The sequence below is a fragment of the Paraburkholderia fungorum genome (genome assembly GCF_900099835.1).
GTDB lineage: Bacteria > Pseudomonadota > Gammaproteobacteria > Burkholderiales > Burkholderiaceae > Paraburkholderia > Paraburkholderia fungorum_A.
This window is the reverse complement of sequence record NZ_FNKP01000001.1, coordinates 1,816,069-1,835,505: the sequence shown is the minus strand read 5'-3', so window position 1 is coordinate 1,835,505 and position 19,437 is coordinate 1,816,069. Positions and strand designations below refer to the sequence as shown.

Sequence of the window (19,437 nt, the reverse complement as noted above, 5' to 3'; positions counted from 1 at the left end):
CAAAACAAAAACGGCGTTGTGATTTCTCACAACGCCGTTTGCCAAACACGTTACTACCTGAATTCTTTGGGGTGGCTGATGGGGCTCGAACCCACGACAACAGGAATCACAATCCTGGACTCTACCAACTGAGCTACAGCCACCACTGACATCTGCTTAACTTGCTTGCATCTCGTTGCCGAGAAACCCTGCAAGTCAGTGAAGAAACGAGATTATGCCAACTAGAAATCCGTTTGCCTAGCCCTTTATTCAAAAATTTCGACCGGCTCGCGCAGATGCTGTCTTGCTTCGTCGAAAATGGTCAGATCGCGCGCAGCAAGGCGCTTGCTATCGGACAACACGCGACGCCATCCACGAGCACCCGCTTCCCCGCGATACAAACCCAGCGCGTGACGCGTGATGGCACCAAGATACGTGCCGCGCGCCATTTCTGCCGCGCAATATTCGATCAGCTTCGCTTCGACCTGCTCGCGGGTCAGCGGCGTTTCCGTCGAACCGTAAAAGCGCGCGTCGACGTCGGCCAGCACATAGGGATTGTGATAAGCCTCACGCCCGAGCATCACACCGTCGACATGTTGAAGATGGGTTTCAACTTCATCGAGCGTCTTGATGCCGCCATTGATGATGATCTCCAACTCCGGAAATTCGCGCTTCAACTGATAGGCGTATTCATATTTCAGCGGCGGAATCTCGCGATTCTCCTTCGGGCTCAAACCTTTGAGAATTGCATTGCGCGCGTGGACGATGAACACGTTGCAGCCAGCATCCGCGACCGTGCCGACGAAATCGCGCACGAAGCCGTATTCTTCAACCGCGTCGACGCCGATACGGTGCTTGACGGTGACCGGCACCGAAACAACATCGCGCATCGCCTTGACGCAATCGGCGACGAGCTGCGGCTCGTTCATCAGACACGCGCCGAATGCGCCGCGCTGCACACGCTCCGACGGACAACCACAGTTGAGATTGATCTCGTCATAGCCCCACTGCTCGCCAAGTTTCGCCGATCGCGCGAGATCGGCGGGCTCGCTGCCGCCGAGTTGCAACGCGACCGGCGCTTCGTCGGGCGTAAACGCGAGATGACGCGGGACGTCGCCGTGCAGCAGCGCGCCAGTCGTCACCATTTCCGTGTAAAGCCAGGTATGGCGAGAAATAACGCGATGCAAGGAACGGCAGTGGCGATCGGTCCAGTCCATCATGGGCGCAACGGAGACGCGGCGCGGGCTGGGAGTGTGCGATGAAGACATGGGGGGCAGACTGCAAAATTCAAAACACAGATTTTACCGCATTGTGTACAATGCCCGGCTGCTGAAGGTTGGCAGATGTCAGTGGTGGCTGTAGCTCAGTTGGTAGAGTCCAGGATTGTGATTCCTGTTGTCGTGGGTTCGAGCCCCATCAGCCACCCCAAAGAATTCAGGTAGTAACGTGTTTGGCAAACGGCGTTGTGAGAAATCACAACGCCGTTTTTGTTTTGGCCAAGCGGTTGGAATCACCCCGCAGTGGCTCCCAGCAGTCAATTTCGCCACTTCCAGCGCTCCGATACCCTCTCTGGCAGTCAGGTCTCTCCCGTCAAAAACGCTTGGTCTACGGGGTCGGACCACGGCTCAGCCTTGTCGTCTCTACGTCTGACGGATTATTTCAGGATGGAGAACAGTAAATTCGTATTATCGGCACAAAGTTTCGATAGTAGGGGTATACACTGCCTTCCATCGACGTTGCAGACAAAACCTTCCAGGCCCTGCGACGCCTTCCTGACACATGAAGTCGAAACGTTATCGGAGTCTTACCATGAAGACCAAGTTCATCGCCGCCCTGCTGGTTGCTGTTTCCGCCTCGATCGCTGCTCCCGCATTCGCTAGCGGCTACGGCCCGGCACCGTTCTACCGTCCTGCGGTTGGCGCACCGGCTTCGCAACAAGGCCAGAATTCGCAAACCGTTGCTGCTGAACGCGCTAACGCTGAATCGAATGCATACGGCGGCGTGAACAACGTGTCGTCGCAATCGGGTACGCGTGCTCCGGCTTCGGGCCCGCAATCGGTTTTCTTCGGCCACTAAGCACTCGTAGCCGATCCCGCCGCCTGGCAGTTCAGGGCGGCGGATCAACTGGGCGCCGCGCATGCAGTATTGATGCCGGCGCCCAGTTGCGTTTACGCGGCTTCACAACAGCCCGCGTGAGCAGTCTGGTCACTTGCCGCCTCGGCGTTACTCCTCTTTCGGCGGCTCGCAGAAGCGGATACGGTTGCCGAACGGATCGGTCGTCTCCAGCACCTTGCCCCACGGCAATACGTCGATTCCGGGCTTTCCATATTTGTAGTCTTTCGCATGCAGCTCGTCGTGGAACGCGTCGATGTCCTGCATCGGGACGAAAATCGCCGAGCCCGGCGTTGCGTCGCCGTGATGCTCGCTCAGGTGCAGGATCAGATCGGAGCGCCGCACCTGCATGTAGAGCGGGAAATTGTCCTCGAAACGGTGCTCCCATTCGACGGTAAAGCCTAAAAAGTCGACGTAAAACTCCCGCGCTTTGTCTTCGGAAAAAATACGGATGATCGGGATCGCGCGTGCAAGATGCACAAAGGTCTCCAGCCAGTGGGAAATGGGGAAATCAGAAAAAGAATCAGCGTGTAATCGCGGTTACGTCGGCAAGCCCGCGTCGATCAATTCGCGCGCGGCCCGTAGCGCCGCCTCGGCCGCCGTATGCTCGGTGGGCCACAGGCTGTCGATGTGCACAAGCCGCCAGTCGACCACCGGGGCGCCGTCGCGCAGCACCCGAAAATGCGCCTTGACGCCGGTCAGCACCTGTTCGACCGCGACTTCGATGTCGTAGTCCTGATAGCGCTCTTCGTAGTCGCCCATGTCGATACCTTTCGGCTTCATGTTCGCCTCCGTGGTTTCGCCGATCAATCTCGCCGGTCAATCGCAATCGCCGGAAAGATATTGCCGGCCGTTGCAGGTTATCTCGATCTCGCCGCTACCCGCTTCGGCCGCGAGGCCGCTCGCCAGCAACTCCGCTTTCACGGACGGCGCCAGTTCCGGCGCCCGCAGGCCGACGCCAATGTCGTTCAGACGCCGCAAGGCTTCGACCGCTTCGGGACTCAATGACTTCGACATGGCCGTCTCCGTCGGGATGATCAATTTATCCTAGCAAGTTTCGGGGACGGTTGTATATGCGCGTTGCATGCGCGTTGCATGCGCGTGCGCACGGGCGCGTCGAGGCACGCGCATTGCGTCGTAGCGAGAGGAAACCTGGCTTGAGGCGACGAATCGCAGATGCGCGATTGCATCGGCGTAAAGCGACACAAGCGCGACACGAGCGCGACACGTGCAACGTGCGGCCGCTGCCAGATGTCCATCGGAAAAAGCGATCCCGCCATGCTCAATACCCGGCGTGCCGCATCGCGAACGGAGGGCGAAATGAAGCGAAGCAAATGGACCCTGCTGACCGCAGGCGTCGCGCTAACCTGGATCGGCACCGTCAGTGCGCCGGCGCTTGCACAGACGATCGACGTCGTACGCGCCGCCCAGGCGGCTCAGGTGGATAAAATTCAGGTCGACAAAATCGCCCAGTCCAATCCCCCGGCCGCGCCGCGTGGCACCCAGTCGCCGATGGTCAAACCGCCCGACGCGGCATCCGGCGTCAATGGCCAGAATGGCGCCGATAGCGCGCCCAGCGCCACCAACCCCGACAACATGCCGATCAAGCGCCCCGACAAGCCGACCAACGACAAGATGAGCCGTCAGCCGCCCGCGAGCGGCGCGAATGCGAAATAACACGGGCTTTACGGCGCGGCGGGCCGACGGGCACCAATGCGCACCGATGCGCCGTCATCTGCCAGTCAAAGCCGCGCGATCGACACCTCGGTCGACTTCACCAGCGCGACGACTTCCGAACCGACCTTCAGTTCGAGTTCGTCGACCGAGCGCGTAGTGATCACCGACGTGACGATGCCGAACGGCGTTTCCACATCGACCTCGGACACCACCGATCCCCGGATGATTTCCTTGATCTTGCCTTTGAACTGATTACGTACGTTGATAGCGGAAATGCTCATAGCGAGTGGCTCCAGTAAAGCGATTAATGACAGCGAAAGTCAGACGGCCCAGCGGACGTCGGTTGGCTTGATGGAGCGGCCTTCGTCACGCGCGTCGTAGATGCGTTGTGACGACGCATCGTCGTTCGGCGCGGTTTTCAGCACACGTTGCAGCACGTGTTCTTCGAGCGCGGCAAATCCCGCCGACGCCCGTGCGCGCGGACGCGCCAGCGCCACCGGCTGATCGAGCGCGATACGCCCTTCTTCGATCAGCAGAATCCGGTCGCCGAGCGCGACGGCTTCATGCACGTCGTGCGTGACCAGCAAGGCGGTGAACTGGTGAGTGCGCCATAGGCGTTCTATCAGCGCGTGCATTTCGATCCGCGTCAACGCGTCGAGCGCGCCGAGCGGCTCGTCGAGCAACAGCAACTGCGGACGATGCACCAGCGCCCGCGCCAGCGCCACCCGTTGACGCTGCCCGCCGGACAGTTGTGCGGGCCAGTCGTTCGCGCGTTCGAGCAGGCCGACTTCGGCGAGTACGGCGCGCGCATCTTCGCGCGCACCGCGGCCGAGGCCGAGCATCACGTTCTGCAGCACGCTCTTCCACGGCAGCAGACGCGCGTCCTGAAACATGATGCGGGTGTCGAGCGGACCACCATCGGCGGCGCGCTTTTCGAGTACACCGGACGTGCTCTTTTCAAGCTCCGCCACCAGTCGCAGCAACGTCGATTTGCCGCAACCGCTGCGGCCCACGATCGCCACGAAACTGCCCCGCTCGATCGACAGATCGAAATCCTCCAGCACCGAACGCTCGCCATAGCGCTTGCCGACTCCGCGCAGTTGGACCGCGTAGTCGGCGGGGCTGCGGGCATTGTTGCGAGCGTCTTCACGGGCCAATGCGACAGCCGGTCGATGAGGCCCAGCCTGCGGGCGCTCCTCCGTCTGCGAAAGCGTTTGTGCATGCGTCTGATCGGCGATGCGAGGTTGCGCCAACTCGGCTTCGAGGTCGCGGCCCGCGATCCCGCCGAACGACGTCGACCATGTTGTCGCGTTCATCATTTCGCTCCTGTTTGATAGGCCGGATGCCAGCGCAGCGACACGCGCTCGAGCCCCTTCGCGAGCACGTCGGCGAGTTTGCCGAGCGCCGCGTACAGCAGAATGCCGACCACCACCACATCGGTTTGCAGGAATTCGCGCGCGTTCATCGTCATGTAGCCGATGCCCGATTGCGCGGAAATGGTTTCGGCGACGATCAGCGTGACCCACATCAGTCCGAACGCGAAGCGCACGCCGACCAGAATCGACGGCAACGCGCCGGGCAGAATCACATGCCGGTAAAGCGCGAAACCCTTCACGCCGTAACTGCGCGCCATCTCGATCAGGTTGGCGTCGACCGAACGGATTCCGTGAAACGTGTTCACGTAGATCGGGAAAAACACGCCCAGCGCGACGAGCAGCACCTTCGCTTCTTCCTCGATGCCGAACCACAGGATCACGAGGGGAATCATCGCCAGCGCGGGGATGTTGCGGACCATCTGCACGGTCGAGTCGAGCGCGATTTCGATCGGCTTGAACAGGCCCGTCGCGAGTCCGAGCACGAGCCCGATCCCGCCGCCGATCACGAAGCCCGACACCGCGCGCCACGTGCTGACCTTCACGTCCGCCCACATCTCGCCGGACTGGATCAGCGACCATGCGGCCTTCACGACCGCGAGCGGTTCGGGCAGCACGCGGGTGGACAGCACGCCGCTGCGCGCGGCGAACTCCCACGCCAGCAGAATGGCGAGCGGCGCGAGCCACGGCGCCAGATGTGCGCCGAAACGGCGCAGCGCACTGGCGCCCGAAACCCGCTGCGCGGTCACACTCGATGAAGCCATGATTGCGTTCCTCATTGCTTGCCGACAATCAGCGGAGCCCGTTCGGACTCGCGGAGATTTTCAGCGCTATGCGTTCAGCTCGCGCTGACTGCTTCCGGCACATGATGATTGCCGATGATCTCGCCGAACGGCCCCGACAGCGGTCCGTTCGACACCTTGACCTTGCGGTCGAGCAACGGGAACACGAGTTCGGCGAAGCGATACGACTCTTCGAGATGCGGGTAGCCGGACAGAATGAAGGTATCTACGCCGAGCGCCGCGTATTCGTTCATCCGCGCCACGACCTGCTCGGGGCTGCCGACCAGCGCCGTGCCCGCGCCGCCGCGCACGAGACCCACGCCCGCCCACACGTTCGGATAGACCTCGAGTTCCTCGCGGCTGCCGATCTTGCCGCCGTGCAGCGCGGCCATGCGGCGCTGTCCTTCGGAGTCCATCTTCGAGAACGAGGTTTGCGCCCGCGCGACGGTTTCGTCGGTGAGACGGCTGATCAGCTTGTCGGCCGCAGCCCACGCTTCTTCTTCCGTTTCGCGGACGATCACGTGAAAGCGGATGCCGAACTTGATCTCGCGGCCATGGGCGGCCGCGCGGGCGCGAACGTCGGCGATCTTTGCCGCGACCGCTTCAGGCGGCTCGCCCCACGTCAGATACGTGTCGATATGCTCGCCCGCCAGGTCGTGCGCAGCCGGCGACGACCCGCCGAACCACAGCGGCGGATGCGGGTCCTGCACCGGCGGGTACAGCACCTTGCCGCCCTTCGACACCAGATGCTTGCCTTCGAAGTCGATCGACTCCTTCTTGTGCGAGGCGGTCAGCAGCTTGCGCCAGATGTGCAGGAATTCGTCGGTGATTTCGTAGCGCGTGTCGTGATCGACGAACAGACCGTCGCCTTCCAGTTCGACCGTATCGCCGCCCGTCACCACGTTGATCAACAGACGTCCATTCGACAGACGGTCGAAGGTCGACGCCATCCGTGCGGCCAGCCCCGGCGACGACAGACCCGGCCGAACCGCCACCAGGAACTTCAGACGTTTGGTCGCGGCAATCAGACTCGACGCGACCACCCATGCGTCTTCGCACGAACGGCCGGTGGGCAGCAGAACGCCGTCGTAGCCGAGCGTATCGGCGGCGACGGCGATCTGGTTGAAGTAGTCGCTATCGGCTGCGCGTGCGCCGCGGGACGTGCCGAGATAGCGGCTGTCGCCGTGAGTCGGAATGAACCAGAACACATTCATTTGCTGCTCCTGCTGATTCGAAACTGGATTGAATGGAGACGGTGCGCGAAGCGCCTCTCGCACACGCCGGCCGCGCGCATCCAGCCGGCCTGCTTCAAGCCCTGGCCGGGCGATGCTGCGCAAAAAAGGACAAGAATCTGAGCGGTGTGGAACCGGCTTACCGGCGACTGTGCGAGCCGCGGCGCTCATGTTCCGTACGCGGGGTACAACGCGTGCGGCCGCTACGGCCAATGAGGCAGGTATGGCGGATGAAGATCGGCATCAGGCAGGACATCACAACGGCTTCCCTCGACCAAACGTGCGCGTCACGCGCTCGACTCAACGAACGACGGCAACAATTGCCGTCTGTATGAAGAAGCAGTCTATGGATCGTGCCGCGGCTTTTGAACGATTTTTTTTAGCTTAGGTTTTCCACTTTCGTGATTAGCCCGACGCTAAAGCATACGGGTGTTGCGCTTTAAGCACGCGGAAAACAAGGGACCCCTATATATAATGGCGCTCGTTTTCCAATAACCCGGTACAGGCCGCGAACCACGCCGCCTGTGCCCTGGCGGTGCAATGCATGCAAAAACTCATTCTGCCTTTTGTTGCCGGTTTTCTGGCTTCGCTGTTCTTCCATGAATCGACGCTGGCGCTGATGCACGCAGCCGGCCTGATCGACCCAACCGGATTTTCCACTGCGCCGTTTTTGCCGCTCGGCTTGCCCGAGTTCATTGCCAATGCTATCTGGAGCGCGTTCTGGGCGGTGCTGATGGCGTGGCTGCTGCGCGTCGCGCCGCATCATCGTGCGCCGTGGGTGCCGGCCTTCGTGTTCGGCGGGATCGTGCTGACGGCGGCGAGCGTGTTCGTGGTCGATCCGCTGCGCGGTATCTGGCCGAGCGGCAATATGCTGCCGCGCCTCGCGGTAGGTTTCGCGGCAAACGCGATGTGGGGCTGGGGCGCGCTGGTGTTCATGCGCGCGTTCATGGCGAGCGAGGACGAGGAATAACGCCGTGCCATGATTCGCCGCAGGAAGGCGTTGCGGCGGGCGGTTCTGCGGCTGACGGATCACAAGGTAAAAGCGGGCGGCAATTGAATTGCCGCCCGCTTTTTTTTAACCCCGCAGATCGCGCAGCGGATGTTCGGCGGCCGGCCACGGGCTTTCGAACATCTTCTCGACATCGGTGGCGCTCACGTCTTCGATGCGCGCGAAACGCCAGCGCGGCGCATTGTCCTTGTCGATGATCCGCGCGCGAATGCCTTCGACCGAATCGCCCGCGAGAAAACTGGAACGCGTCAGATCGAGATCGCCGCGCAGCACCTCGGCCATCGAGCCTTCGGCACGCGTCACCACTTCCAGCGACACCGCCATCGACAGCGGCGAACGTTCGCGCAACACGCCGATGGTCTGCTCGGCCCATCCGGCGGCATCGCCGTCGCGGGCGCGCTCCTTTTCGAGCGACGCAAGAATTCGCGCGACATCCGGCAGCGAGAAATGCCGGTCGATCAACGCACGCGCATTCGCGAGCGGCGAAGTTTCGGGACTCGGCGTTACCTGATACACGAGCGCCTCGCGCTCGACACAGGCCACCACGTCCGCGCCCCGCTCGAACGGTTCGCTGCGCAAGGTTTCGATTAGCGCAGGCAACGCGTCTTCATCGATATAGACGTCGGCGAGACCGGCGTAGAGCGCATCCGCCGCGCCGATCGTCTCGCCGGTCACCGCCAGATAGCGGCCGATCGCGCCAGGCGTCCGAGCCAGAAACCAGCTCGCGCCGACGTCGGGAAACAGGCCGATACGCGTTTCGGGCATCGCCATTTTCGTGGACTGGGTCACGACGCGCAGGCCGCCGGTTCGATGCGCGCCCTGCGAAATCCCCATGCCGCCGCCCATCACCACGCCGTTCATCAGCGCGATATACGGCTTCGGATACGTGAAGATCGCGTGATTGAGGCGATATTCCTCGGTGAAAAACGTATCGCGCGCGTCATGTTCGCCACGTTGCGCCGACTCGTACAGAAAGCGGATATCGCCGCCTGCGCAGAACGCGCGCGGGTGCTGGCTGCGGATCACGACCGCCTGCACGTCGGGATTCTCGCGCCACTCGTCGAGCGCCGCGTGAATCGCGCGGATCATGCCGGTCGACAGCGCGTTGAGCGCCTTGGGCCTCTCCAGTTCGATGAAACCGATACGGTTGGCTACGTGCGTCACGACTTCGTCGCTGACAGCGGGCGAGGCGGAAATGGACATGGAGAGCTAGGCGCGACGGCGCGAAATAAGGTGGAACTGAACGTTATCACGCGGGGGCGGATTTGCGGTTGGGGCCGGGCGCCGGGGTTATTTCCGCAGAGCTGCGCAATTTTCGAGGGTTTTCTGCTGGTTTTTCTCGCGGTTCATCCCGTGACAGGAAGCGCAGGCTGCGGCGTCTTGTGTGCGGCTCCCAACCAGGCGTTCAGTGCCACGTCCACCACCGTCTCGAGCGGCGCGCCCGGAAACACCGGACACGTGAGGTTGAGCGCGACGATCCCGTGCATGGTCGCCCAGAACGCCTCGGCCCACACGGCGGCATCCGTCGACGCCGGCAGCCGCCCGGTCGCTTTGAGTTCTTCGAGCGCGGCGATCATGATGTGAAGCGCTTCAGCGCCGGGATCGTCACTATTTGCGTGCGACGCGTCGGCGGTCTGATCCTGTAAATCACCGTCAGCCGTTTGCGCCGACGGCACGCCTCCCGCTCCGCTCCCGGACACGTCAACCGCCCTCGCCTTCGCCGCGCCACCAAACGCCGCGCCCGTATAGCTCGGATCCTCCATGAAGATCAGCCGGTACGTTTCGGGATGCGCGACTCCGAACGCGACATAAGCCCGCCCGAACGCCTTGAGCCGCTCCGCCGGATCGACGATGGCCGCGAGCGGCTCAAACGTCTTCAGCAATTGTGCAAAGCCCTCTTCGCACAACGCGTGGGCGATCTCGTCGCGGCTCGCGAAATGCAGATACAGCGTGGCGGGCGAATATTCGATGGCGTCGGCAATCTTGCGCATGGACAGCGCGGCAAAGCCCTCGCGCATGACGATGCGCCGCGCGGCGTCGAGGATGCGTTCGCGCAGTGCCTGTTTCTGGCGGTTTTTTCTTTCAGCGATTCCCATGGCAGCCATTTTCGATTTGACAAACTGAAAAGTCAAATTAAACTGAACACTGTTTATTGAACGGTGTTCAGTAACTTTTCAATCGACAGTCAAATGCTTCTGCGCGATACGGCGCCTTCTTGAGGAGTTGTCATGCAAGTCACGGGAAAGATCGGTTTATTCGGCGCAGCGGGCGCGGCGGGACAAAGTATCGCGGCGGCGCTGAGTGCGGCGGGACGCGACTACCGCGTGGTCGGCCGCTCGCGGGAGCCACTCGATTCGGCCTTCGGCCACGACCCGCGCGCGGAGATCGTCACGTGGAATCCCGACGACCCCGCTTCGATCCGCGCCGCCGCAGCCGGTTTGCAGACTGTGATCTATCTCGTAGGCGTACCGTACGACCAGTTCGCCAAACATCCGCCGCTGATGGAGAGAACGCTGGCCGGCGTCAAGGCGGCGGGCGTCGAACGCTTCATTCTGATCGGCACGGTGTATCCGTATGGCCGGGCCCGCGCCAATCCGGTGAGCGAGGGGCATCCACGGGAACCGCATACGTTCAAGGGGCAGATGCGGCTCGCGCAGGAGAACCTGGTGCTGGCCGCACACGGGCAGAACGGGCTGTCGACTCTGGTGTTGCGTCTGCCGGATTTTTACGGCCCAGGTATCGAGCGCAGCCTGCTGAACGGCGTGTTCGACGGCGCCGCGACCGGCAAGCGCGCGCAGGTGCTCGGCCCGGTGGATATGCCGCACGAGTTCATCTATCTGCCGGATATCGGGCCGGTGGTCGAAACGCTCACGCGCACGCCCACGGCTTATGGGCGCTGGTGGCATCTGGCGGGCACGGGCACGATTACGCAGCGCGAAGTCGCACGGCAGGCGTACGCGCTGGCGGGCCGCGAACCCAGGCTGACGGTCGCGGGCAAGACCATGCTGCGCGTGCTCGGCCTCTTCAATCCGCTCATGCGTGAACTGGTGGAGATGAACTATCTGATGACCGAACCGCTCGTGCTGGACGATTCGGCGTTGACGAGCCTGATCGGCCCGATCGCGAAGACTTCGTACGAGGAGGGAATCCGGCGTTCGTTCGATGCCGCCCGCGCCGCCGCGTCGGCGGGCCACGCGGCGTAGCGGAGCGCTTCGTTAAGCTGTGCCGGGACGTGCGATGAACGATCAGGGCACACTGGCAGGCCGCCTGTCAGGAATCGTTCGATAACCGCTGCAAACCACCGCCAACGTAAGAATTCGCGAGAGTGCGCAGGGCTAATCCGCCACGTTTCCAGGCGGAAAGTGGCCGCTCTTGAGCAGAACCGGAGTGCCGTTGCTGATCTGAAGATGTTCGCGCGCCACCGCCTCGATGCGGGGACGGCCGGCGTCGAAGGCGCGCATCCAGCCTTCGAGGTCTTCGGAATAGGCGCCGAAGTGATCTTCGAGTGCTTCGACCGAGATCGCGCACGGCACCGGTTCGCCGTCCACCAGCGCGGGAAAGACAACGGTCAGATTGGCGCCGCGGTAAGCAGGCGCGTCCGCGGGAAACCGAATTTCCATGGTCGCCTCATCAGAAGGTTCCGGCAGGAGAGCGGCGCCCGCGACAAACCGCCGGCCGCCGCCGACCCCGCTATGGTACTCGCGGCCCCGGACGGCGGTCCAGCCTGCCGACGGGCTTTTGTCAGCGTTTTGAAGAGCACGTTTTTCGACGGAAAGAGCCATCTTCACGCGGGAATTATCGTGGACGTTCCCCCGCACGCGGGCATCGGTTTCCTGAACTGCGCTACCGGATCCTTCGTCGAATACGTCGTGAATTTCGTTTCCAGCACCACCCTGCTCTGAATTGCGTACCGCCATCAAGCGCCTCCCAACAGACGGTCGACATAATCGCGCGCCGCCTGCTCGACGAAAACCAGCGCTTCCTCTTCGCTGCCGAAGCGTTGCTCGTCGCCCAGCTCGAGCAACGTCTCCATCCGGTGCGGATCGTCCGGGCCCTGTTCGGCAAGGCTCACCGATCCGACATACGTGCCGGCTTTCGCGCTGTCACCCGCCGCCGGCGTTCCGACCGCCGGCACGAGACGCGCGGCGGCGCTGATGTAATAGCCGCGATAGGGACCACTCACCCGTTCAGCCATATTCGTTCTCCTCGTTGCAATTGATGGACGGATGCCGCGTCGGTCATCGCCCGGCAGTGCGTGCGACTCTCGCCCTACGCTCTCAGACAACACGGCATCCGCATCCGAACCTGCAAAGCGCACGCCACACCCGCGCGCCTCTTCTCTCAATGAGCCAGTAACGACAAATATCGATAAGTAAGGCGCGCCGACGACCAATAAGTTCGGTGCAACCGGCAAGCGCTGGCCATCGAATCGCACTTGTTGCGCCCGCGCCGGTCGAAGGGTCGGCGGCACGATCCGTGCTGAGTGCAACCCGCCTTTTCGAGACTAGCGAGCGCAATATGGGAAAATATTTTCTGCAGAACCGCGAATTGCCCGAGCCCGATGCGGCAAACAAATGGTTTGCGTACGCCGAAAGCCACGGCATCGACATTCCGAAAGCCATCAGCATCTGGGAAGACGCGGCCTCCGAAGACGGCGCTGAAAGCCGCCGGCTGGTCAGCGCAGCGGGCATCACGATCGAAACGCCGTGACTCGGGGCTCACGTCCTGAGCAGAAGCGGCAAGCCCGAATTTCAATCTGAAAGGAACATCACAATGCAATTCATGACGCAACCGCGCCGCACCGGCCTATTCCGTCGTATCCAGCCAGGCGTCGCGCTTGCTCTCGTTCGTCGTGCATCGCTGTCGGCCGCACTGCCCGCCGTCATTCTGATGGGCGCGGGCTTGGCGGGCTGTGCGTCGTCGAACACGACTTCTCTGATCAATCTGCCGAACGGCCAGACCGGTTTCGCGGTGAATTGCAGCGGCGCAGACGCCAATTCCAGCTGGGCGTCCTGTTACGTGCAGGCCGGCAAGGTGTGCGGCGCGACCGGCTACGACATCGTGTCGAAAGACGACGAAAGCGGCGTGACGGGCGGCAGCATCACCAACGTCGTGTCGGCCAACGTCAAAAACCGCTCGATGATCGTGCGTTGCAAATAAGCGCAAGGCGAGCGCAAGCCGTGAGCTTGCGCCTGTTCGAAGGCGTCAATGGGCCTGCATCTTCGAAAAGATGTTCAGCACGGCGACGCCCGCAATGATGAGTCCGAGCCCGATGATCGCGGGCAAGTCCGGCACCTGCCGGTACAGCAGTAACGCGACCAGCGTGATCAGCACGATGCCCGCGCCGGACCACACCGCATACACGATGCCGACCGGAATACTCCGGAGTGTGAGCGACAGGCAGTAAAACGCGATGCCGTAGCCGATCACCACGACCGTCGACGGCCACAGCCGCGAAAACCCGTCGGAGGCGCGCATCGCGGATGTCGCGATCACTTCGGCGACGATGGCGATCCCGAGCAACGCATAAGGAGGCACCCGCATCGCGTCAGGCCTTCGCGAGCGCGAGCTTGCTGTAGTCGTGGCCGAGATGCGCGCACAGCGCCTCGACCACCAGTTCGTGATCGGCGCGTTGCGGCAGACCCGACACGGTGATCGAACCGATCACGCCCGCGTTTGCAACCGTCAACGGAAACGCGCCGCCATGCGATGCGTATTCCGTAGCGGCCAGGCCATGCTTGTCGGCGAGCGTGCTGCCAGCTTGCTGCATCTTCAAACCGATCGCGTACGAACTGCGGCGGAAATGCGCAACCGTGTTGCTTTTACGGCGAGCCCAGTCGACGTTGTCGGGCGTCGCGCCGTCGAGCGAACTGAAAAACAGCGGCTGCCCGAAGGTACGCACGTCGATGGCCGCCGCGACGCCGCGCGCCTTGGCGACTTCGTGCAGATAAGCGCCGATTTGCCACGCGCGGTCGGCGTCGAATTGAGGGAACACCAGGGTGCGTTCCTGAGCGGCAATAACCTGCAGATCGTGTGCGATATCCATGGAATTCAGAGCAAGGTAGGAGTTCAGGCGCTCGCCGTCATGCCTGTGAGCATGAATGCCTGCATGCGTGGCGAGCCGCGAAGGGAATCTGGATTCTAGCGCAGCGTATGGCACGGCCCTGTGCGCTCTCGACACGTGCTATAAGAGCGGCGGCTTCTCCGGAGTCACATCGTGACGGTACGCAATCGCTGCGCGGCAGTCGGCCGGCGAGTCGATTGAAGCCATTTCTTAAATAGCTATTGCGTTGGCATACGCGGTACGCTATACTCTTTTCTTCGACGGACGCGGGGTGGAGCAGTCTGGCAGCTCGTCGGGCTCATAACCCGAAGGTCGTAGGTTCAAATCCTACCCCCGCAACCAAGTAACACTCACTGGTTCGAGACGTCGAAAAAACATTCAAGGCTTGCCAATTCGGCAGGCCTTTTTTGTTTGCGCCGTCGTCAGTCGATGATGGCTAAATGCATTTGCCATGCGCGAGTCAGTTCCGTTCTTCACGCGCCTCTCGCCCCCCTCCTCCGCAATCGCAAAACCACCTCCTTCGCGCGGCCACGCGCATCGTCGGACTCGGGCTTTCGAATCAACTCGCGCGTCCTTTCGCGTCATCCGCATGCACGCAAAATATCCGGACTACGAATAGAAAACCCTTCTACTCAAGCACTTTCGCGCCCGCGCACTCCCAATTCGCATGTCCCGCAGGATCTTACACCCAAGCTCAGAAAAAGCTCAGCCCGGTGATAAACTCCTAACACTCTTTCCAGTCCCCCTCCTATGAAATTCTGTTCTGTCTGCGGTCACGGAGTCAGTCTGAGCATTCCACCGGGCGACAACCGCGAGCGCTTCGTCTGCGGCAGTTGCGGCACCGTGCATTACCAGAATCCGCGCAACGTGGTCGGTACCGTCCCGGTGTGGGACGACAAGGTGCTGCTGTGCCGTCGCGCGATCGAACCGCGCTATGGCTACTGGACGCTCCCCGCAGGCTTCATGGAGATGGGTGAAACGACCGCAGAGGCAGCCTCGCGCGAAACGCTGGAGGAAGCCGGCGCGCGCGTCGAGGTACAGAGCCTGTTTTCGCTGCTGAACGTGCCGCACGTGCATCAGGTGCATCTGTTTTATATGGCGCGACTGCTCGATCTCGACATTGCCGCCGGCGAGGAAAGCCTCGAAGTGAAGCTCTTCGAGGAACACGAAATTCCGTGGGACGAAATCGCGTTCCCAACGGTCGGCCAGACCCTGCGTTTCTTCTTCGCCGACCGCTCCGCCGGCAGCTTCGGCCTGCACACGGGCGACATCTTCCGCTCGCTGCGCGAAGGTTGAGCGGCGCGCATGGTTCCCTGGCTCGGCGCTGACGATCCGTTCCCCCCTGTCGAACGCGCACTTGGCGCGGCCAGCGGCGCACCCGGCCTGCTCGCGGCCAGCGCCGACCTGCTGCCGTCGCGCCTGATCGACGCCTACCGGCGCGGCATTTTCCCCTGGTATTCGGACGGCCAACCCGTGTTGTGGTGGAGCCCCGATCCGCGCATGATCCTGCGCCCCGACGACTTCAAACTGTCGCCGTCCCTGCGCAAGACGCTCAAGCGCGTGCTGCGCGACGACGCATGGGAAATCCGCGTCGACCACGATTTTGCCGGCGTGATGCGCGCGTGCGCACAGGCGCCGCGTCGTGGCCAGCGCGGTACGTGGATCACCGCCGACGTGATCGAAGCGTATTCGTCGCTGCATCGGGTGGGCGATGCGCACAGCATCGAAACCTGGTTCGAAGGCAGGCGGGTGGGCGGTTTATATGGGGTGTCGTTCGGCCGGATGTTCTTCGGCGAATCGATGTTCGCGGAGGTCACCGATGCGTCGAAAATGGCGCTGGCCGCGCTTGTCGGACACTTGCGACGTCACAAAATAGAAATGATAGACTGCCAGCAGAACACGTCGCATCTGGCATCGCTAGGCGGTCGCGAGATAGCGCGCAAGACGTTCGTCGCGCATGTTCGCGCGTCTGTCGGCGCACCGGCCATTCCCTGGCGCTTCGACAAGACCGCGTTGCTCGACGTCGTCACGCGGGCGGCGTAGGAAGAATCAGGCCGAATCCGGATCCGCCGTCTACCGGGCCGCGGGTCACGAGCCGCGAGTTTCAGATCGCAAGGCGCCGGGTTTGCATTACCAGAGACGCTTCGAGAGCTGCCAACGTGACTCATCCTAACGAGCTGCCTCTTTCCCCGCTTTCAGCGCTGCAATTTTATGCAACGGCGCCTTATCCCTGCAGTTATCTGGACGGGCGTATCGCGCGCTCGCAGGTCGCCACACCCAGTCACCTGATCAACTCCGACGTCTATACCGATCTCGTCAAGGCCGGCTTCCGGCGCTCGGGTGTCTTCACGTACCGCCCGTATTGCGACGGCTGTCGCGCGTGCGTGCCGGTGCGCGTGCCGGTCGACCAGTTCGAGCCGAACCGTACGCAGCGCCGGGTCTGGAAAAAGCATGGCGAGATGATCGCCACGGTCGCGCCGCTTCATTACGACGAGGAACATTACGCGCTGTATATGCGCTATCAGTCGGCGCGGCACGCGGGGGGCGGCATGGACCGCGACAGCCGCGATCAGTACGAGCAGTTCCTGCTGCAAAGCCGGATCAATTCCCGGCTGGTCGAATTCCGCGAGCCGCTGCCTGACCGGCCGGATGTGCCGGGCATTCTGCGCATGATCAGCATGATCGATATTCTCGGCGACGGCTTGTCGTCGGTGTACACGTTCTTCGAGCCTGGATTGGCCCATACCAGCTTCGGCACATACAACATCTACTGGCAGATCGAGCAGGCGCGCAGCCTGAAGCTGCCGTACGTCTATCTCGGCTACTGGATTCGCGAGAGTCCGAAGATGGCCTATAAGGCGAATTTCCGGCCGCTGGAGGGCTTGATCGACGGCGACTGGCAGGTGCTGGACCCGGCTGGAGTGGAGTTGCCTCCGGTCGATCTGGCGATTCATGGACGGCGGGGGCCGCTTAAGCCTTAGGGGCGGTAGGTTCGGGCAGCGATGGTTTCCGGTCGCTGCCGGTAGAAAGCGTCTTACTCGAGGTTCTAGCTGCCCCTTTTCGTCGCTCCGGACAGCCAGCCCGCCTCCACCGCCCCCGCCAAATCCCCCCCTCCGATCCACTCTGTCTCATTACCGCGCCAAAGCCGGTAAAATGGCGGGTTCCCATTTTTCGGCCGCCCGGCTTCGTCCCGTGTTCAGTTCCCTCTACCCGCTCGTACGCGCCCAACTCTTTCGCATGGACGCGGAAGACGCTCATCACCTCACCTTGCGTATGCTCGGCGCCGCCGGCCGTACCGGCCTCGCAGGCGCGTTCGCGCCGCGCGTGCCGGATTCGCCGCGTACCGTGATGGGGCTGACGTTCCGCAATCCGGTCGGGCTCGCCGCGGGCCTCGATAAGGACGGCGCCTGCATCGACGGGCTGGCGGCGCTCGGCTTCGGCTTTATCGAAGTCGGCACCGTCACGCCGCGCGCACAGCCGGGCAACCCGCGTCCGCGCATGTTCCGTCTGCCGGAGGCGGGCGGCATCATCAACCGGATGGGGTTTAACAACGCGGGCGTCGACCAGTTCGTGAAGAACGTCCAGGCCGCGCGCTATCGCGGCACGCTCGGGCTGAACATCGGCAAGAACGCCGACACGCCGATCGAGCGCGCCGCCGAAGACTATCTGTACTGTCTCGAACGCGTTTACCCGTTCGCGAGCTACGTGACGGTCAACATTTCGTCGCCGAATACGAAGAATCTGCGCCAGTTGCAAGGCGCGGGCGAGCTGGATGCGCTGCTCGCCGCGCTCAAGGACAAGCAGCAGCGCCTCGCCGACATGCACGGCAAGCTGGTGCCGCTCGCGCTGAAAATCGCGCCGGATCTCGACGACGAGCAGATCAAGTCGATTGCCGACACGTTGCTGCGTCACAAATTCGAAGGCGTGATCGCCACCAACACCACGCTGTCGCGCACGGCCGTCACCGGCATGCAACACGGCGACGAAGCGGGCGGCCTGTCGGGCAAGCCAGTGTTCGATGCGTCGAACGAGGTGATCCGCAAGCTGCGCGCGGAAGTCGGCGACACGGTGCCGATCATCGGCGTCGGCGGAATCTTTTCGGGCGAAGACGCGCGCGCGAAGCTCGCGGCCGGCGCCGCGCTGGTGCAGCTCTATACTGGGTTTATCTATCGCGGACCGACGCTGGTCGCCGAATGCGCGCAGGCGCTGCGCTAGGCTGCGGTACAGCCGCCCAGGTCGGGAGACTTATGCGGCTTGCAAGGAATATAGACATAAACAAACGGTATTTACGTTTCGATAGTCTCGTTTGTTATGCTCTCGTCCGTTAAAACGCCAGACGAACAACAAAGGAACACGATGAAATTTGGCCTGCTGAAAAAGATTCTCGTCGCCGGTCTGATCGGCGCGTCGTTCACCGCCGTCACCGCGCACGCCGACGACCTGCTCGATCAGGTCAAGCAGCGCGGCACGCTGCGTATCGGCCTGGAAGGCACCTTCCCGCCGTTCAATTCGAAAGCGCCGTCGGGCGAACTGGTCGGCTACGACGTCGACATCGCCAAGGCCGTGGCGGCGAAGCTCGGCGTGAAGCCGGAGTTCGTCACGACCGAGTGGAGCGGCATCATCGCCGGTCTGCAGGCGGGCAAGTTCGACGTGATCGTCAACCAGGTCGGCATTACCGACGCGCGCAAGCAGGTGCTCGATTTCTCGCCGGCTTACACGTATTCGGCCGCGCAACTGATCCAGCGCAAGGACGATACGCGCGACTTCAAGACGCTCGACGACCTGAAGGGCAAGAAGCTCGGCGTCGGTCTGGGCACGAACTACATGGATATGGCGAAGTCGGTGCCGGGCATCGACGTGAAGACGTATCCGGGCGCGCCTGAATATCTGCGCGATCTGGCCGCCGGTCGTCTGGATGCGGCGCTCAACGACCGCCTGATGCTCGCGTACCTGCTGAAGAACTCGCAATTGCCGTTGCGCACCGGCTCGAACGTCGGTCCGGGCAATCCGTCGGGCATTCCGTTCAAGAAGGGCAATCCGAAGTTCGCCAAGGCAATCGACGACGCAATGACCCAACTGGAAGCCGATGGCACGTTCGCGAAGATCTCGGACAAGTGGTTCGGTATCGACGTCAGCAAGCCGATCAAGTAAGACTCGTGGGATGAAGCAAAGGGCGGCATCGTCAACGATGCCGCCCTTTGTGCTTTTG

The 19,437-nt window shown here is 62.4% G+C and carries 25 protein-coding genes and 3 tRNA genes; 13 read left to right on the top strand and 15 right to left on the bottom strand.

The features are described 5' to 3' along the window. Nucleotides 1-67: 67 nt before the first annotated feature. Both BLS41_RS08085 and dusA read right to left on the bottom strand, forming a co-directional pair. Nucleotides 68-143 (bottom strand) — tRNA-His (locus BLS41_RS08085). Between the two features lie 102 nt (nucleotides 144-245). Next, on the bottom strand, nucleotides 246-1,247 hold the full coding sequence (gene dusA / locus BLS41_RS08080) for a tRNA dihydrouridine(20/20a) synthase DusA (RefSeq protein WP_074763822.1): 1,002 nt from the start codon (nucleotides 1,245-1,247) through the stop codon (nucleotides 246-248). 84 nt (nucleotides 1,248-1,331) lie between these two features. Between dusA and BLS41_RS08075 the strand changes: the two genes are divergently transcribed. Together BLS41_RS08075 and BLS41_RS08070 are read left to right on the top strand one after the other, a co-directional pair. Then, a tRNA-His gene (locus tag BLS41_RS08075) sits at nucleotides 1,332-1,407 on the top strand. Between the two features lie 381 nt (nucleotides 1,408-1,788). After that, on the top strand, nucleotides 1,789-2,055 hold the full coding sequence (locus BLS41_RS08070; protein ID WP_074763821.1) for a hypothetical protein: 267 nt from the start codon (nucleotides 1,789-1,791) through the stop codon (nucleotides 2,053-2,055). Between the two features lie 147 nt (nucleotides 2,056-2,202). Here the strand turns inward: BLS41_RS08070 and BLS41_RS08065 are convergent, their stop codons facing one another. Genes BLS41_RS08065 through BLS41_RS08055 form a run of 3 tightly spaced genes read right to left on the bottom strand, consistent with a single transcriptional unit; the run spans nucleotide 2,203 to nucleotide 3,108 of the window. Further along, nucleotides 2,203-2,571 (bottom strand): glyoxalase superfamily protein, encoded by a 369-nt coding sequence (locus BLS41_RS08065; RefSeq protein ID WP_074763820.1) that lies wholly within the window; start codon nucleotides 2,569-2,571, stop codon nucleotides 2,203-2,205. Nucleotides 2,572-2,631: 60 nt separating this feature from the next. Then, nucleotides 2,632-2,874 (bottom strand): DUF6566 family protein, encoded by a 243-nt coding sequence (locus tag BLS41_RS08060; protein ID WP_074766374.1) that lies wholly within the window; start codon nucleotides 2,872-2,874, stop codon nucleotides 2,632-2,634. Between the two features lie 36 nt (nucleotides 2,875-2,910). After that, complete coding sequence (locus tag BLS41_RS08055) at nucleotides 2,911-3,108, bottom strand: hypothetical protein (protein WP_074763819.1); 198 nt, start codon at nucleotides 3,106-3,108, stop codon at nucleotides 2,911-2,913. Nucleotides 3,109-3,411: 303 nt separating this feature from the next. Here BLS41_RS08055 and BLS41_RS08050 point away from each other — a divergent pair, with 303 nt between their 5' ends. Further along, nucleotides 3,412-3,768 carry a hypothetical protein gene (locus BLS41_RS08050; protein ID WP_074766372.1) on the top strand — a complete coding sequence of 119 codons (357 nt, stop codon included), beginning with the start codon at nucleotides 3,412-3,414 and terminating at the stop codon, nucleotides 3,766-3,768. 65 nt (nucleotides 3,769-3,833) lie between these two features. On the opposite strand, the gene BLS41_RS08045 is transcribed toward BLS41_RS08050, so the two are convergent. The 4 genes from BLS41_RS08045 to ssuD form a co-directional block, all read right to left on the bottom strand. Next, nucleotides 3,834-4,049 (bottom strand): TOBE domain-containing protein, encoded by a 216-nt coding sequence (locus tag BLS41_RS08045; RefSeq protein ID WP_074763818.1) that lies wholly within the window; start codon nucleotides 4,047-4,049, stop codon nucleotides 3,834-3,836. 39 nt (nucleotides 4,050-4,088) lie between these two features. Further along, a complete protein-coding gene (locus tag BLS41_RS08040; RefSeq protein ID WP_074763817.1) occupies nucleotides 4,089-5,084 on the bottom strand; it encodes an ATP-binding cassette domain-containing protein in 996 nt (331 codons plus the stop codon). Further along, nucleotides 5,084-5,905, bottom strand: coding sequence for an aliphatic sulfonate ABC transporter permease SsuC (gene ssuC, locus BLS41_RS08035; RefSeq protein WP_074763816.1), 822 nt, complete (start codon nucleotides 5,903-5,905; stop codon nucleotides 5,084-5,086). The genes BLS41_RS08040 and ssuC overlap by 1 nt, the downstream gene beginning before the upstream one ends. A 74-nt stretch (nucleotides 5,906-5,979) precedes the next feature. Further along, nucleotides 5,980-7,137 (bottom strand): FMNH2-dependent alkanesulfonate monooxygenase, encoded by a 1,158-nt coding sequence (gene ssuD / locus BLS41_RS08030; RefSeq protein WP_074763815.1) that lies wholly within the window; start codon nucleotides 7,135-7,137, stop codon nucleotides 5,980-5,982. A gap of 562 nt (nucleotides 7,138-7,699) precedes the next feature. Here ssuD and BLS41_RS08025 point away from each other — a divergent pair. Continuing rightward, on the top strand, nucleotides 7,700-8,125 hold the full coding sequence (locus BLS41_RS08025; protein ID WP_074763814.1) for a hypothetical protein: 426 nt from the start codon (nucleotides 7,700-7,702) through the stop codon (nucleotides 8,123-8,125). Nucleotides 8,126-8,230: 105 nt separating this feature from the next. On the opposite strand, the gene BLS41_RS08020 is transcribed toward BLS41_RS08025, so the two are convergent. After that, the gene (locus tag BLS41_RS08020; protein ID WP_074763813.1) at nucleotides 8,231-9,367 is read right to left on the bottom strand and encodes an enoyl-CoA hydratase/isomerase family protein; all 1,137 of its coding nucleotides are present in this window, start codon (nucleotides 9,365-9,367) and stop codon (nucleotides 8,231-8,233) included. Nucleotides 9,368-9,510: 143 nt separating this feature from the next. After that, nucleotides 9,511-10,260, bottom strand: a complete 750-nt coding sequence (locus BLS41_RS08015) for a TetR/AcrR family transcriptional regulator (protein ID WP_083379943.1) — start codon at nucleotides 10,258-10,260, stop codon at nucleotides 9,511-9,513. Between the two features lie 132 nt (nucleotides 10,261-10,392). On the opposite strand from BLS41_RS08015, the gene BLS41_RS08010 reads away from it, so the two are divergent. Continuing rightward, entirely contained in the window at nucleotides 10,393-11,367 is a 975-nt protein-coding gene (locus tag BLS41_RS08010; RefSeq protein ID WP_074763812.1) for an NAD-dependent epimerase/dehydratase family protein, read from the top strand. 132 nt (nucleotides 11,368-11,499) lie between these two features. Here the strand turns inward: BLS41_RS08010 and BLS41_RS39530 are convergent, their stop codons facing one another. Together BLS41_RS39530 and BLS41_RS08000 are read right to left on the bottom strand one after the other, a co-directional pair. After that, on the bottom strand, nucleotides 11,500-11,946 hold the full coding sequence (locus tag BLS41_RS39530) for a DUF1488 family protein (RefSeq protein WP_366486365.1): 447 nt from the start codon (nucleotides 11,944-11,946) through the stop codon (nucleotides 11,500-11,502). Nucleotides 11,947-12,080: 134 nt separating this feature from the next. After that, the gene (locus BLS41_RS08000) at nucleotides 12,081-12,359 is read right to left on the bottom strand and encodes a hypothetical protein (protein WP_074763811.1); all 279 of its coding nucleotides are present in this window, start codon (nucleotides 12,357-12,359) and stop codon (nucleotides 12,081-12,083) included. Nucleotides 12,360-12,682: 323 nt separating this feature from the next. On the opposite strand from BLS41_RS08000, the gene BLS41_RS07995 reads away from it, so the two are divergent. Both BLS41_RS07995 and BLS41_RS07990 read left to right on the top strand, forming a co-directional pair. Beyond that, the gene (locus BLS41_RS07995) at nucleotides 12,683-12,874 is read left to right on the top strand and encodes a hypothetical protein (protein WP_074763810.1); all 192 of its coding nucleotides are present in this window, start codon (nucleotides 12,683-12,685) and stop codon (nucleotides 12,872-12,874) included. Between the two features lie 63 nt (nucleotides 12,875-12,937). Next, nucleotides 12,938-13,324, top strand: a complete 387-nt coding sequence (locus BLS41_RS07990; protein ID WP_074763809.1) for a hypothetical protein — start codon at nucleotides 12,938-12,940, stop codon at nucleotides 13,322-13,324. A 45-nt stretch (nucleotides 13,325-13,369) separates the two neighbouring features. Here the strand turns inward: BLS41_RS07990 and BLS41_RS07985 are convergent, their stop codons facing one another. Continuing rightward, nucleotides 13,370-13,708: a DMT family transporter gene (locus tag BLS41_RS07985; RefSeq protein WP_074763808.1), complete on the bottom strand. Its 339-nt coding sequence runs from the start codon at nucleotides 13,706-13,708 to the stop codon at nucleotides 13,370-13,372. 4 nt (nucleotides 13,709-13,712) lie between these two features. Then, nucleotides 13,713-14,210 carry a heme-degrading domain-containing protein gene (locus tag BLS41_RS07980; protein WP_074763807.1) on the bottom strand — a complete coding sequence of 166 codons (498 nt, stop codon included), beginning with the start codon at nucleotides 14,208-14,210 and terminating at the stop codon, nucleotides 13,713-13,715. 283 nt (nucleotides 14,211-14,493) lie between these two features. Between BLS41_RS07980 and BLS41_RS07975 the strand changes: the two genes are divergently transcribed. From BLS41_RS07975 to BLS41_RS07950, 6 genes are all read left to right on the top strand, one after another. Then, nucleotides 14,494-14,570 (top strand) — tRNA-Met (locus BLS41_RS07975). 408 nt (nucleotides 14,571-14,978) lie between these two features. Then, the gene (locus BLS41_RS07970; RefSeq protein WP_074763806.1) at nucleotides 14,979-15,524 is read left to right on the top strand and encodes an NUDIX hydrolase; all 546 of its coding nucleotides are present in this window, start codon (nucleotides 14,979-14,981) and stop codon (nucleotides 15,522-15,524) included. A 9-nt stretch (nucleotides 15,525-15,533) separates the two neighbouring features. Further along, on the top strand, nucleotides 15,534-16,271 hold the full coding sequence (gene aat, locus BLS41_RS07965) for a leucyl/phenylalanyl-tRNA--protein transferase (RefSeq protein ID WP_074763805.1): 738 nt from the start codon (nucleotides 15,534-15,536) through the stop codon (nucleotides 16,269-16,271). A 116-nt stretch (nucleotides 16,272-16,387) separates the two neighbouring features. After that, nucleotides 16,388-17,209 carry an arginyltransferase gene (locus BLS41_RS07960; protein ID WP_074763804.1) on the top strand — a complete coding sequence of 274 codons (822 nt, stop codon included), beginning with the start codon at nucleotides 16,388-16,390 and terminating at the stop codon, nucleotides 17,207-17,209. Between the two features lie 211 nt (nucleotides 17,210-17,420). After that, a complete protein-coding gene (locus BLS41_RS07955) occupies nucleotides 17,421-18,443 on the top strand; it encodes a quinone-dependent dihydroorotate dehydrogenase (protein WP_074766367.1) in 1,023 nt (340 codons plus the stop codon). Nucleotides 18,444-18,584: 141 nt separating this feature from the next. Then, nucleotides 18,585-19,379: a cystine ABC transporter substrate-binding protein gene (locus tag BLS41_RS07950; RefSeq protein WP_074763803.1), complete on the top strand. Its 795-nt coding sequence runs from the start codon at nucleotides 18,585-18,587 to the stop codon at nucleotides 19,377-19,379. Nucleotides 19,380-19,437 lie beyond the last annotated feature (58 nt).

Bases quoted from the DNA above. Each gene is read 5' to 3' on its own strand.
- dusA (WP_074763822.1), bottom strand. From the start codon at position 1,247: ATGTCTTCATCGCACACTCCCAGCCCGCGCCGCGTCTCCGTTGCGCCC.
- BLS41_RS08070 (WP_074763821.1), top strand. From the start codon at position 1,789: ATGAAGACCAAGTTCATCGCCGCCCTGCTGGTTGCTGTTTCCGCCTCG.
- BLS41_RS08060 (WP_074766374.1), bottom strand. From the start codon at position 2,874: ATGAAGCCGAAAGGTATCGACATGGGCGACTACGAAGAGCGCTATCAG.
- BLS41_RS08055 (WP_074763819.1), bottom strand. From the start codon at position 3,108: ATGTCGAAGTCATTGAGTCCCGAAGCGGTCGAAGCCTTGCGGCGTCTG.
- BLS41_RS08050 (WP_074766372.1), top strand. From the start codon at position 3,412: ATGAAGCGAAGCAAATGGACCCTGCTGACCGCAGGCGTCGCGCTAACC.
- BLS41_RS08045 (WP_074763818.1), bottom strand. From the start codon at position 4,049: ATGAGCATTTCCGCTATCAACGTACGTAATCAGTTCAAAGGCAAGATC.
- BLS41_RS08040 (WP_074763817.1), bottom strand. From the start codon at position 5,084: ATGAACGCGACAACATGGTCGACGTCGTTCGGCGGGATCGCGGGCCGC.
- ssuC (WP_074763816.1), bottom strand. From the start codon at position 5,905: ATGGCTTCATCGAGTGTGACCGCGCAGCGGGTTTCGGGCGCCAGTGCG.
- ssuD (WP_074763815.1), bottom strand. From the start codon at position 7,137: ATGAATGTGTTCTGGTTCATTCCGACTCACGGCGACAGCCGCTATCTC.
- BLS41_RS08025 (WP_074763814.1), top strand. From the start codon at position 7,700: ATGCAAAAACTCATTCTGCCTTTTGTTGCCGGTTTTCTGGCTTCGCTG.
- BLS41_RS08020 (WP_074763813.1), bottom strand. From the start codon at position 9,367: ATGTCCATTTCCGCCTCGCCCGCTGTCAGCGACGAAGTCGTGACGCAC.
- BLS41_RS08015 (WP_083379943.1), bottom strand. From the start codon at position 10,260: ATGGGAATCGCTGAAAGAAAAAACCGCCAGAAACAGGCACTGCGCGAA.
- BLS41_RS08010 (WP_074763812.1), top strand. From the start codon at position 10,393: ATGCAAGTCACGGGAAAGATCGGTTTATTCGGCGCAGCGGGCGCGGCG.
- BLS41_RS39530 (WP_366486365.1), bottom strand. From the start codon at position 11,946: ATGGCTCTTTCCGTCGAAAAACGTGCTCTTCAAAACGCTGACAAAAGC.
- BLS41_RS08000 (WP_074763811.1), bottom strand. From the start codon at position 12,359: ATGGCTGAACGGGTGAGTGGTCCCTATCGCGGCTATTACATCAGCGCC.
- BLS41_RS07995 (WP_074763810.1), top strand. From the start codon at position 12,683: ATGGGAAAATATTTTCTGCAGAACCGCGAATTGCCCGAGCCCGATGCG.
- BLS41_RS07990 (WP_074763809.1), top strand. From the start codon at position 12,938: ATGCAATTCATGACGCAACCGCGCCGCACCGGCCTATTCCGTCGTATC.
- BLS41_RS07985 (WP_074763808.1), bottom strand. From the start codon at position 13,708: ATGCGGGTGCCTCCTTATGCGTTGCTCGGGATCGCCATCGTCGCCGAA.
- BLS41_RS07980 (WP_074763807.1), bottom strand. From the start codon at position 14,210: ATGGATATCGCACACGATCTGCAGGTTATTGCCGCTCAGGAACGCACC.
- BLS41_RS07970 (WP_074763806.1), top strand. From the start codon at position 14,979: ATGAAATTCTGTTCTGTCTGCGGTCACGGAGTCAGTCTGAGCATTCCA.
- aat (WP_074763805.1), top strand. From the start codon at position 15,534: ATGGTTCCCTGGCTCGGCGCTGACGATCCGTTCCCCCCTGTCGAACGC.
- BLS41_RS07950 (WP_074763803.1), top strand. From the start codon at position 18,585: ATGAAATTTGGCCTGCTGAAAAAGATTCTCGTCGCCGGTCTGATCGGC.